The sequence below is a fragment of the Microbacterium gilvum genome (genome assembly GCF_039543865.1).
Lineage (GTDB): Bacteria > Actinomycetota > Actinomycetes > Actinomycetales > Microbacteriaceae > Microbacterium > Microbacterium gilvum.
In genome coordinates, this window is record NZ_BAABKO010000003.1 from 395,055 (window position 1) to 407,016 (window position 11,962).

The following is an 11,962-nucleotide window of genomic DNA, read 5'->3' on the forward strand; positions in this document are numbered from 1 at the left end:
GCATGACGACCCAGACCCTGGCGGGGGCGGCATCGCGGGCGGCGGTCGTGACGCTGTCCGCGCAGGGCGCGCGGGTCGTCATCCAGCTCGCCGGCGTCGTCGTGCTCGCGCGCCTGCTCACGCCGCACGAGTACGGCCTCATGGCGATGGTCGTCGCCCTGGTGGGCATCGCCGACGTCGTCCGCGATCTCGGCCTCGGGCAGGCGGCCGTGCAGGCCCGCACCCTCGGGCCCGCAGAGCGCGCGAACCTGTTCTGGCTCAACACGCTCATCGGGGCGCTCCTGTGCGTCGCGGCCGTGGCGTCGTCGTGGGGCGTGGCGGCGCTCTACGGGGAGCCGGCGCTGCAGCACGTCGTCGTCCTGTTCTCCGCGACGCTGCTGCTGCGGGGCATGTCGGTGCAGTTCGCGGCCGACCTGTCGCGCTCGCTGCGGTTCGGGCGCCTCGCCATCGCCGAGACGACGGGTCAGATCGCGGGACTCGCCGCCGCGATCGCGCTCGCCGCGGCGGACGCGGGCGTCTGGGCGCTCGCGTGGCAGGTCGTCGTGCAGGCCGCCGTCGTGCTCGTTCTCGCCGTCGCGCTCACCGGATGGCTGCCCGGCCCGTACCGCAGGGCGGTGCCCGTGCGCCCGCTCGTCCGCTTCGGGGCCGCGCTCGCGGGCGCGAACCTGCTCAACTACGCGAGCCGCAACGTCGACGCGGTCGTCATCGGCCTGCGCTTCGGGGCCGTCGAGCTCGGCTCGTACAACCGCGCGTTCCAGCTCATGACGGCGCCGCTGAACCAGCTGCAGATCCCGACGTCGCGCGTCGCCGTGCCCGTGCTCTCGCGCCTGCAGGACGATCCGCGCCGGTTCGCGCGCTACATCCTCGCGGGGCAGTTCGCGCTCCTGCTCGTCGTCGGCGTCATCTCGGCGGTGTCGATCTCGCAGCCGGAGGCGGTCGTGCGCGTCGCGCTGGGCGGGGGATGGGACGAGGTCGCCCCCCTCTTCCAGGCGCTCGCCGTCGGCGGCGTCTTCCAGGCGGCCACGCAGGCCAGCTCATGGGTGTTCGTGGCCCTCGGGCTCGGCCGCCAGCAGCTGCTCTACGCGCTCGCGACGCGGCCCGTCGGCATCGTCGTCGTCGTGCTCGGCTCGCAGTGGGGGGCGACGGGCGTGGCCTGGGCCTACACGGCGGCGCTGGCGCTGTACTGGCCGGCCAGCCTCGCGTGGCTCGCCCGCTGCTCCGACGCGCCCGTCGGCGCCATGCTCCGCAACGGGCTGCGCGGGATGGCGGTCGTCGCGGTGTCGGCGGGAGCGGCGGCCGCGGTGTGCGCGGCGTGGCTGCCCGGCGACACGGCCGGCGGGCTGGCCGTCGCGACGGGCATCGCGCTCGTGGTGCCCGCGGCGACGGCGCTCGTGCTGCCCGGCTTCCGCGCGCAGGTGCGCGAGACCGTCGGGATCGGACGCCAGGTGATCGGGTCGCGCCGGCGGCGGGCAGGAGCCGAGGAGGGGACGGAGCCATGGAACACGGAGGCGGACGGATGATCGTGATGCTGTCGATGCGGCGCTCGCCGGGTGTCGGGGAGTTCTCCGACCTCCTGGAGAAGGGCGCGCAGGACGACGTCGAGTACCGCTACTTCAGCTGGCCGGAAGCGCTGCGCGGGCGGTACGACGTGCTGCACGTTCACTGGCCGGAGCTGCTGGTGCGCGACAGCAGGGGCCGGGGGCGCGCCTTCCTCCGGAGGCGCCTCATGGACGCACTGCTCCTCGTGCTGCGGGTGCGGGGCATCCCTCTCGTGCGGACCTTCCACAATCCGCGGCCGCATGAGCGGGGCGACGCCGCGGAGGTCCGAGCGCTCGACCGCATCGACGCGGCGACCCGCCTGTGGATCGCGCTGAACGGCACGACGCGACCCGAAGGCGACGTTGACGTGGTCCTCATCCCGCACGGCCACTACGCCGAGGTGTTCGCGTCGTTCCCGCAGCCCGCCGCGGTGCCGGGGAGGGTGACGTTCTTCGGCATCATCCGCCCGTACAAGAACGTCGAGGAGCTCATCGCGGCGTTCCGCGGCCTCGACGACCCCGCCCTGAGCCTGCGCATCGCGGGCAGGGCGCATCCGGGGCAGGAGGAGCGCGTGCACGCGGCGGCGGGCGACGACCCGCGCATCGGGCTCGCGCTGCGCTACCTCGACGACGCCGACCTCGTGCGCGAGGTGCGCGAGGCGAGCCTCGTCGTGCTGCCGTACCGCGAGATGCACAACTCGGGGGCGCTGCTCGTGGCGGCCTCGCTCGGACGGCCCGTGCTCGTGCCGCACTCGGGCGCCAACGCGCTGCTCGCCGACGAGCTCGGGCACGGGTGGGTGCGCATGTACCGCGGCGCGCTCACCCCCGAGGTCCTCGCGGCGCAGCTCGCGGCCGTCGCGGCGGAGGGACTGCTCTCCTCGGAGGGGCCCGATATCGCGGCGCGCGATGCGGCCCGCATCGGCGCCCTGCACGCGCGGGCGTACCGGCGGGCGCGCGGCGAGAGGATCGAGGAGGAAGCGGATGTTCGAGTCGGCTGACCGCACAGCGGACGCCCGTCGCTCGTCGCTGGCCTCGTCGGCGCGGCGGATGGCGCGCGACGCGCTCCTGAGGTCCGGTGCGACGCGGCGATCCGCTCTGCGGCGCATCGCGGGCGCGCTCGCCGGGTTCGGAGACGCCGTGCCGTTCGAGCAGCGCACGCGCGTGGTGCTCGTCGCCCCTCCCGGCGGCGGGAACATCGGCGATCAGGCGATGGTCGAGGCGTTCCTCGACAACGTGGGAGGCGACGTCACCGTCGTCGCCTCCTCGGAGCGCGCGTTCTCGTTCACCGGCGTGCACGCCGAGCAGGCCGACGTCGTCGTGCTCCCCGGTCTGCTCTACGGCACCGTCGACGACCGCCGCCGCGACCTGGCGCGGTTCGCGCGGCTGCTGGCCGACGCGCGGTGGGTCGTCGTGCTGGGCGCCGACACGATGGACGGGCACTACCAGCCGCGCGCCTCCGTCATGCGCGCCGTCGTCGCTGAGGCAGCGGTGCGCGCGGGGGCGAGCAGCCGCATCCTCGGGTTCAGCTGGTCGGAGGAGCCGCGCGGCGCGGCGCGCAGCAGCCTGCGCGCCGCCCGCCGGGCGGGCGTGCAGATCCTGCCGCGCGACCCCGTGAGCGCCGAGCGGCTGCGGGCGGACGGCATCGCGCCGACCCGTACCGTCGCCGACGTGGTGTTCGCGGCGACGGGCGTCGACCGCGCGGCCCGCGACGAGCTCGGGCTCACGGGCCCGTACGCCGTCGTGAACGTGAGCGGGGGCATCGCGCGCCGTGCCGACCTCGTCGCCGACTACGCCGTCGTGGTGCGGCGTCTGCGCGACCTCGGCCTGCGGGTCGTGGTGCTGCCGCACGTCGTCGGCACGGCCGTCGACGACCGCGCCGTGTCGGAGGCGCTGCGCCGCGCCGTGCCCGAGGGGGTCGCGGTCGTGGAGCGGGCGCTCGCTCCCGCCGAGGTGCGCGGCCTCGTCGACGGCGCCGAGATCGTCGTGACGGGGCGCATGCATCTCGCCGTCATGGCGCTGCCGTTCGCGACCCCCGCCGTCGTGCTCGCCTCGCAGGGCAAGGTCGAGGGGCTCATGGCGCTCGCGGGCACGCCGGAGATGTGCGTGCGGCCCCGTGTCGGCCTCGGCGCCGATGTCGTGCGGCTCGTCGAGGCGGCGCTCCCGGCGGGGTCGCCCGCGCGCGCATCCATCGCGGCCGCGGTGCCCGTGCTGCGCGGGATGGCGGCCGACGGGTTCCGCGGTCTGCCCGCGCGAGCCGACGGGGGCGCGTCATGACGCTCGCGACGGCGGTCGCCGCCTGGCCCCTCTGGTCGCCGCGGATGCGGGGCCGCCTGCTGGGCGCCGCAGGGGTGCGCTGCGACCGCGTGCGCGTGTACCCCGGCATCCGGCTGCTCGGATCGCCGCGCGATCTCGCGGTGGGCGCCGGCTCGTTCCTCAACGCGGAGCTGCTCGTGGGCGGCAACGCGCGCGTCGAGGTCGGAGCGCGCGTGCGGATCGGGCCCCGGTGCGCCCTGCTCCCCACGACGCACGGGCTCGGGCCGTCCGAGCAGCGCGCGGGCGCCGTCGCCGCCGCGCCCATCCGCATCGGAGACGGGTGCTGGCTCGGAGCGGGTGTGACGGTGCTGAGCGGCGTGTCGATCGGCGCGGGCGCCGTGATCGCGGCGGGCGCCGTCGTCGTCGGCGACTGCGAGCCCGACGCCCTCTACGCGGGGGTGCCGGCGCGGCTGGTCCGCCGGCTCGAGAAGGCGGAGGCGGAGCATGGCTGAGCGGATCGTGGCGCGCGGCGAGTGGATGGACGTCGCGAAGGGCGCCGCCATCGTCTTCGTCGTGGTGTTCCATGCGTTCCTCTACGTCGAGGGCGCGGGGGTGAAGGGCATGCCGTCGCTCCTCAAGGTGCCGCTCGAGCTGTTCCCCATCCCGGCGTTCTTCGTGCTCGCGGGCATGACGCAGCACCGCACGCCGACGTACGCGTTCCGGGATCTGCTGCGCCGGCGCATCCTGCCCCTCGTGTACCTGTACGTGCTGTGGTCGGTCATCCGGTGGGTGTTCTACGTCGTGGTGCCGGGCATCGACGGCGGCCTCGGCGACCTCTCCGCCGAGTCGCCCCTCACCCTCGCCCTGCTGCTGGTCTGGCCGTCGAGCAGCTACTGGTTCCTGTGGGCGCTCGCGCTGTTCACCCTGGTCGGGTGGCTGCTGCGCGCCGTGCCGCCCGTCGTCCAGCTGGCCGCGTCGGGCGTGCTCGCCGCACTTCAGGGGGCGGGGATCGTCGACCCCGGCAACGTCGGATGGGACCGCGTCGCGGGCATGCTCTTCCTCTACCTCCTCGGCCTGCACTTCTCGGGGCGCATCGCCTCGTCCGTGGCGGCGAGCGGATGGCGGCAGCTCGCGGCATCGGGGGCCGTCGTCGTGCTCGTCGTGGCCGCCCTCGTCCTGCTGCGCGCGCGTTCCGTTCCGGGCGTCGTCCTCGTCGGGCAGCTGGCCGCCGTCGCATTCGGGCTCGTGCTCGCCAGGACGATCGCGCCGCGGCGGGGGAGCGCGGCGCTGGCCGACTGGGGTCGTCGCAGCCTCACGATCTACCTCGTCCACCTGTTCCCGATCGTCTCGCTCGCCGCCGTGCTCTCGGCATCGGGATGGCAGCCGCCGCGCGCCGTCGGCGCCGTGCTGCAGGTGGTGCTCGCCGCCGTCGCGCTCGCCGCGTCGCTGTGGATCATCCGCGCGACGAGCCGCGTGCGGTGGCTGTACGTCCCGCCCCGTCCGCTCTCCGACGTGCTGCGCCCGCGCGGCGCGCGGCGGACGGGGGCCCGCGCGGCGACGCCGCGACACGAACCGCCGGCAGAAGGAGGCACAGCATGACGGAAGCTCTGCAGAGCCCGCCCACGATCGCGACGCGAGAACCTGTCGCGACGGCGGGGCGGAGGGTCGAGCGCGCGAGCGCGGCGCCCCGCTCCTGGGCGGCGAGATTCGTACGCATCCTCGTCTGCGTCGACGTCGTCGCCATCGCGATCTCCACGACCGCGGCGTCGCTCGTCCCGTCGGCGGAGAGCGGCGCCGGCGACGGCGACCGGGCCGTCGTGGCGATCGTCACGGCCGTGCTGTGGCTGCTGCTGCTCGCAGGCAGCGCGAGCCGTTCGCCGCGCGTCGTCGGGACGGGGGCGACGGAGTACCGGCGCGTCGTCGAGTCCACCGTGCTCACCTTCGGCCTCGTCGCCCTCGGCGTCTACCTCCTCGACATCGAGGGGCTGCGCCTGTTCCTGGGCTGCGGGTTCGGCGCGGGCGTCGTCCTGCTCCTCGCCGCCCGCTGGTCGGCTCGGCGCTGGCTCATCGCGCAGCGCAGGCAGGGGCGCATGTCGCGCACCGTGCTGCTCGTCGGCTCGCCCGCGTCGATCGCGACGGTCGCGCGCGACGTGCAGCGCACGCCGGCGGCCGGCTTCCGGGTCGTGGGCGCGGCCATCCCCGGGGGCGCGCAGGGCGAGATCGTGCCGGGCACGACCATCCCCGTGCGCGGCCGTCTCGACAACCTGCCGGCCGTGCTGCAGGAGGCGGGCGTCGACACCGTCATCGTGACGAGCTCGAACGAGTTCTCGTCGTCGCGCGTGCGCGAGCTGAGCTGGCAGCTCGAGCCCGGCCGTCAGCACCTCGTCGTGGCGCCGAGCCTCACCGACATCGGCGGGCCGCGCCTGCACACCCGCCCCGTCAACGGCCTGCCGCTCATCCACGTCGAGACGCCGCACTACGAGGGGTGGAAGCAGTACGCCAAGCGCGCGTTCGACATCGTCTGCGCGGGGCTGCTCATCGTGGCGCTGTCGCCGCTGCTCGCCGTCGTGGCGGTGCTCGTGCGGGCGTCGAGCCCCGGCCCTGTGCTGTTCCGCCAGGAGCGCGTGGGTCTGCGCGGCGGCACGTTCCGCATGCTGAAGTTCCGCTCGATGTACGAGGATGCCGAGGCGCGCCTGGCCGAGCTCGTCGGCTCGGACGCGGCGGGCGGCAACGGCGTGATGTTCAAGATGAAGGACGACCCACGGGTGACGCCCGTCGGGCGCGTGCTCCGGCGCTTCAGCATCGACGAGCTGCCGCAGCTGTTCAACGTGCTGCTCGGCTCGATGTCGCTCGTGGGACCGCGCCCTCCGCTCGAACGGGAGGTGGCCCAGTACTCCGAGCACGTGTACCGGCGCTTCCTCGTGAAGCCGGGGATCACGGGGCTGTGGCAGGTGAGCGGTCGCAGCGATCTCGACTGGGACGAGACCGTGCGCCTCGACCTCTTCTACGTCGAGAACTGGACCATGTGGGGCGATCTGTTCATCCTCTGGAAGACGGCGCGGGCCGTCGTGCTCGGGGCGGGGGCGTACTGACATGCCGCGGCGTCGCAGGAGAGGAGAGGGCGCGTGACACGCGTGCGGGGAGTCGAGGTCGTGCACTGGAACCCGAGGCGGTCGCTGGCGCCGGGGGTGCTGCCGCGCACGACGCGCGTCAACAACTTCGGCGACCTGCTCGGGCCCATGATCGTGGAGCGGCTGTGCGCTCCCGACGCCGTGCCGCGCGCGCACGCCCCGCGGCTCGTGTCGGTCGGATCGATCCTGCACCTCGCGCGCGACGGCGAGGTCGTCTGGGGCACGGGCGTCAACGGCAAGCTCGACGAGGGCGATCGCGTGCGCGTTCGGCGCCTCGACGTGCGGGCCGTGCGCGGGCCGCTCACGGCCGACGTGCTGCGGCGGCGCGGCATGAAGGTGCCCGACGTCTTCGGCGACCCCGGCCTGCTTGCGCCCTCGCTGCTCGGCATCGAGCGTCGTCGCCCGACCATCCCGATCACCTCGGTGCCGAACCTCAACGAGCGCGCCTCATGGCGAGGCAAGCCGGGCCTCGTCGACCCGCGCACGGGCTATCGCAGCGTCATCGAGACGATCGCGCGCAGCGGGCGCGTCGTCGCGTCGTCGCTTCACGCCATCGTCATCGCCGACGTGCTGGGCGTGCCCGTGTCGCCCGTGCTGCCGTCGCACGAGTCGATCTTCAAGTACGAGGACTACTACGAGGGCACGGGGCGCCGGGTGCCCCGGTTCGCGACGAGCTACGAGGAGGCGCTCGACGACATCGCGCCGCCGCTCGCGTGGGCGCCCGACGTGCTGCGCGCCGCCTTCCCGTCCGACCTCTGGCAGCCGGCGGCCTGACGGGCTGCCGGCGGCCTGACGGGCTGCCGGCGGCCTGAGGTCGCGGGTGAGGCCGCGGGTGCGCACGGACGGCGGGGTGATTGGCCGGTGCCGGGATTCGGATCGGTGGGGCGGATGGTGCCGGGCGAGGCCGACACGCGCACAGCGCCCTCGGCCATCCGATCTGCGGCGCGGTGCGTGGGACGCGTGTGCGGCCGCCGGGGTGGTTGGCCGGTGCCGGGATTCGGATCGGTGGGGCGGATGGTGCCGGGTGAGGCCGACACGCGCACAGCGCCCTCGGCCATCCGATCTGCGGCGCGGTGCCGCACGACCCGGCCCGAGTTCAGCGCCCGGCGCGCACCGTCTCCCGCAGACTGTCGGGCGCCTCGACGTAGTCGTCGACCGCGAAGACCGAGCCGTGGCGGCGGTGCTCGTACCGCAGCGCCGCCACGATCGCCGACCCGAGGAAGGCGAACGCGTATGCGGGCGGCGAGGAGTACACGGGCGCGGCGATCGACTCGATCGTGATGAGCCCGATCCACGAGATGCCCGCCCAGCGGATCCACGTGAACAGCGGCGGCTCGAGGGGGCCGATCGGCCGCACCATCGACAGCGTCATGGCGGCGAGCCCGCCGGCGAACAGGATGGCGCCGAGCCATCCGGTCTCGCCGAGGATGGCGGGCCACTGCGTGTCGGTGAGGTAGCGCCCCCACTCCTCCTCGCGGCCGAGGCCGTAGTGCCACTCCCAGCCGCGCTCGAGGTACTCGGGCGAGTACTCGCTCGACGCGATGAAGGTGCCGTACCGGCCGAAGCCGGCGCCGAGGGGGAAGTGCTCCTGCGCGATCTCGAGCGCGCCCGAGGCGAGCAGCGACCGCGCCGACTCGGTGTCGGTGTTGAAGAAGTACGCCGTGAGGTCGTTCGAGATCAGATCGACGAGGACGGGAGCCGCCACGACGGCGAAGAGGGGGACGACCGCGATGAGCAGGAGGAACGCGGCGATGCTGCGCACGCGCAGCACGAACAGCACGCCGTAGACGGCCATCATGCTCGTGAGCGACTTCACCGTCACCGTGAGCACCGACATCGTCGACGCCAGCACGAACACGATGCCCGGTGCCAGGCGCCGGCGCGAGACGAGCATGAGGCACAGCGCGCCCACGCCGATGACGGCCGTGATGCGTCCGAACGCCGCCGGCTGGGCGTAGGGGCCGTTGAGCGCGGGGATGCCGAACACCGTGATGGGTGCGCGGATCCTCGTGAAGCCGACCCACGCCTCGGTCGCGACGAGGTTGAGGAACCCGCACAGGGCGAGGAAGGCGGTCAGCAGCGCACCCGCCACGATGAGGCCGTGCAGGTGGCGACGCGTCCACTCCAGCTGGGCGAAGGCGAGGGCGAGGATGACGCCCTTGATGCTGAGGAACGCCTGCTGCGTCCAGATCGAGGTCGGCACGGCGAGGATCACGGCCGACGCCGCTCCCGCGAGCGCGAATCCCGCGAACCACGCGATGCCGGGAGGGAACACGACGGCGCGGTCCGTGACCATCCGCCGCGCCGTGAAGACGACAGCGCACACGAGCACGAGCACGTCGTCGACGGCGCTTCCCGCCGCCCCCAGCGTGATCTCGAGGATCGATGACATCGCCAGGACGGCGAGGGTCGTGAAGGCGATGGCGAAGGGCCACCTGATGGCGACGAAGACGCCGAGGACTCCCGCGATGACGGGCACCGCGACGACGGGGACGCCGACGACGCCCGCGGCCGATGCGACGCCCGCGACGAGGATGGCGAGAGCCCATCCCGCATCGTCCCTGCGGCGACGGCTGCGCTCTCGGCGGGCGAGCCGGGCGGATGGCGGGCGCGGCGGACGCCCGCGGCCGGTCGCCTCTGCGATGGACATGCGCTCAGCGCCAGGCCGCGTCCACGCCGCGGCGCGGCACGTCGGCGATGACGGCGGCGGCGGGGGCTGCCCCCGCCTCCGCGAGCAGGTCGGCGGCCTCGGCCAGTTCGCCGCGGTCGGCGTCCCCGCTCGTCACGACCACGACAGAGCCGTCGGCGTAGCGGGCGAGGCGCGCCGCGTCGGCGTGCTCGAGCACGGCGGGCGCGGCGATGACGAGGACATCTGCGGCGTCGTCGAGGGAGCGCATGACGGTGTCGAGCGCTCCCGACGAGATGAGCGCCGAGGCGTTCGACGCCGCGGGGCCGGAGGGCAGGATGCGCAGCCCCGCGATGGGGCCGTCGACGACGGCCTCGTCCAGCGCCGTGCCGCCCTGCAGCACGGTGCTGAGCCCGCGTGCGGCCTCGAGCCCGAACAGGGCGCCCGTCTCGCCCGTGCGCAGGTCGGCGTCGACGAGCACGACCCGCGAGCCCGACTCGGCGATGGCCGCGGCGATGTTCGCCGCGGACGCCGGCGTGCCCGACGTGGGGCGCGGGCTCGTCACGAGCAGCGACGGCACGCCCTCGGCGCGGGCGACGATCTCCGACACGAGACGGCGGTTCGCCTCGGCGACGGGGCCGTCCGGAGCCTCTCGGACCAGCAGCCTGCCGTCGCGCACGACGCCCTCCACGGGCAGCTCCGTGCCGACGGCGCGTCGGACGTCGTCGCGGGTGCGCACGCGGCGGTCCGTCTGCGCGCGGAGGCCGCTGACGAGCAGGGCGATCGCGAAGCCGACGGCCGCGCCGACGAGCACCGTGATGATGACGACCGAGCCCGCCGGGACGACGGCGGTCTCGCCGGGCGCGACGAGCTCCGCCTGGATCTGCGCCCCCAGCAGCATCTCGGTCTCGCCGCCGCCGCTGAGCACCTCGTCGACGATGCTCTGCGAGACCGCGTCGGCGAGCCGCGCCGCCGCCTGCGGCTGCGTCGACGTCGCCGTGACGATGAGGATGTTGTTGGTGTTCGCGACCGAGGCCGTCACGGTGCCGGCGACCTCGGCGGCGTCGGCCCCGAGTCCGAGGTCGTCGATGACGGGGTCGAGGATGAGGGGCGTGCCCACGAGCGCCGCGAACGTCGCCAGCTGAGATCCGATGAGCCCGCTCGTCGAGACCATGTCGGCGGCCTGCCCCGACGACGTCACCGGCGTGAAGAGCGTCTGCGACGTCGCCGTGTAGGTGTCGGGCTGCGTGCTCGCCTGCGCGTATCCGACCGCCCCGCCCAGCAGGGTGACGACGACGATGATCCACAGGTTGCGTCGGAGGATGCGCTGGATCTGCTTCAGGGGCATGGGCACCGGCCGTTCTACTCGGGGGAGGAGGAACTGGTCGGCGAAGGCGTCGTCGGCTCGCCGAGGAAGGAACGGAGGAAGGACAGCACGGAGGTTCGCATGTCGCCGTCCATGAGGGCGGCGCCGTGCGCCTCGCCCGGAGCGACGTGCAGCTCGTTGGGGACGTCGGCCGCTGTGAGGGCGTCGGCCATCGCCTGGCTCTGCTCGACCGGCACGATCTCCCTCGTCGATCCCGCGAGGAAGACCGCGGGGTCGCTCGCGTCGACCGATGCGATGGCGGAGGCGGCCTCGCCGTCGCACGCCGCGAGCTCGGTGCAGCCGAGGTAGTCGAGGATGATCTGCGCCGACTGCTCGGTCGGCTCGCCGAGCGACGCGGCCTGCGGCCTCATGTCGGCGACCCCGGAGAGGGCGACGGCGGCGCGCACGCGCGATCCGGCGTCGAGAGCCCCCTCTCCCGCTGTCGCGGTCTCGAGGGCGAGGATGGCGCCCGCCGACGACCCGAGCACGCCGATCGCCGTGGGATCGATCGCGAAGCGCTCCGCCGTCTCGGGGTCGCGCAGGAACGCGATGGCGGCCGCGACGTCGTCGACCTGCGCCGGGAAGATGTGCTCCGGTGCGAGGCGGTAGCTCGCGGAGAAGGCCGCGTAGCCGTTCTCGGCGAGCCAGACGCACAGGCCCGCGACGCTCTCGTCGGTGCGGGCGCCCTGCGTGAACCCTCCGCCGTGGAGGAGGAGCACGGCGGGCGCCGCCCGCTCGCTCGGCGCCGGGAGGCACGCGTTCATCTGGAGGCGGTCGCCGTCGACCTCGCGATAGGCGATGTCGTTCTCGGTCGCGATGCCGGAGTCGGCATCGTCGGCGAGCTCGGCGAAGTCGACGGGGATCGTGGGATCGGACGGCGACGAGCACCCGGCGATCGCGGTGCCGACGAGGGCGGCGGTCAGGGCCGCCGCTCCGGCGCGGCCTGCGATTGCACGTCTCATGCCCCTCCGTCTCCTGCGCCGATCCGCGTATCCGTCCGATTCACGCGGCCATCGTATGCACGGGAATTCCGGCATGCGATGACGAG

General features: G+C 74.3%; 10 protein-coding genes. 7 read left to right on the forward strand and 3 right to left on the reverse strand.

Annotated elements, in window-relative coordinates:
• The first annotated feature begins 2 nt into the window (after window positions 1-2).
• From ABD998_RS11000 to ABD998_RS11030, 7 genes are read left to right on the forward strand one after another with little or no spacing between them, the layout of a single operon-like run.
• Window positions 3-1,520 (forward strand): lipopolysaccharide biosynthesis protein, encoded by a 1,518-nt coding sequence (locus ABD998_RS11000; protein WP_345439030.1) that lies wholly within the window; start codon window positions 3-5, stop codon window positions 1,518-1,520.
• The gene (locus ABD998_RS11005) at window positions 1,517-2,536 is read left to right on the forward strand and encodes a glycosyltransferase (protein ID WP_345439032.1); all 1,020 of its coding nucleotides are present in this window, start codon (window positions 1,517-1,519) and stop codon (window positions 2,534-2,536) included. The genes ABD998_RS11000 and ABD998_RS11005 overlap by 4 nt, the downstream gene beginning before the upstream one ends.
• Window positions 2,520-3,812 carry a polysaccharide pyruvyl transferase family protein gene (locus ABD998_RS11010; protein WP_345439034.1) on the forward strand — a complete coding sequence of 431 codons (1,293 nt, stop codon included), beginning with the start codon at window positions 2,520-2,522 and terminating at the stop codon, window positions 3,810-3,812. The genes ABD998_RS11005 and ABD998_RS11010 overlap by 17 nt, the downstream gene beginning before the upstream one ends.
• Complete coding sequence (locus ABD998_RS11015) at window positions 3,809-4,303, forward strand: acyltransferase (protein ID WP_345439036.1); 495 nt, start codon at window positions 3,809-3,811, stop codon at window positions 4,301-4,303. Before ABD998_RS11010 ends, ABD998_RS11015 begins: the two co-directional genes overlap by 4 nt.
• Window positions 4,296-5,390, forward strand: a complete 1,095-nt coding sequence (locus ABD998_RS11020) for an acyltransferase (protein ID WP_345439038.1) — start codon at window positions 4,296-4,298, stop codon at window positions 5,388-5,390. Before ABD998_RS11015 ends, ABD998_RS11020 begins: the two co-directional genes overlap by 8 nt.
• Entirely contained in the window at window positions 5,387-6,883 is a 1,497-nt protein-coding gene (locus tag ABD998_RS11025) for a sugar transferase (protein WP_345439040.1), read from the forward strand. The genes ABD998_RS11020 and ABD998_RS11025 overlap by 4 nt, the downstream gene beginning before the upstream one ends.
• A gap of 33 nt (window positions 6,884-6,916) precedes the next feature.
• Window positions 6,917-7,696 (forward strand): polysaccharide pyruvyl transferase family protein, encoded by a 780-nt coding sequence (locus ABD998_RS11030; protein WP_345439042.1) that lies wholly within the window; start codon window positions 6,917-6,919, stop codon window positions 7,694-7,696.
• Window positions 7,697-8,018: 322 nt separating this feature from the next.
• Here ABD998_RS11030 and ABD998_RS11035 read toward each other — a convergent pair whose 3' ends face one another.
• The 3 genes from ABD998_RS11035 to ABD998_RS11045 are packed head-to-tail and all read right to left on the reverse strand — an operon-like array spanning window position 8,019 to window position 11,876.
• On the reverse strand, window positions 8,019-9,572 hold the full coding sequence (locus ABD998_RS11035; protein ID WP_345439044.1) for a hypothetical protein: 1,554 nt from the start codon (window positions 9,570-9,572) through the stop codon (window positions 8,019-8,021).
• A gap of 4 nt (window positions 9,573-9,576) precedes the next feature.
• Window positions 9,577-10,896, reverse strand: coding sequence for a Wzz/FepE/Etk N-terminal domain-containing protein (locus ABD998_RS11040; RefSeq protein ID WP_345439046.1), 1,320 nt, complete (start codon window positions 10,894-10,896; stop codon window positions 9,577-9,579).
• 14 nt (window positions 10,897-10,910) lie between these two features.
• Window positions 10,911-11,876 carry an alpha/beta hydrolase gene (locus tag ABD998_RS11045; protein WP_345439048.1) on the reverse strand — a complete coding sequence of 322 codons (966 nt, stop codon included), beginning with the start codon at window positions 11,874-11,876 and terminating at the stop codon, window positions 10,911-10,913.
• Window positions 11,877-11,962: the final 86 nt, after the last annotated feature.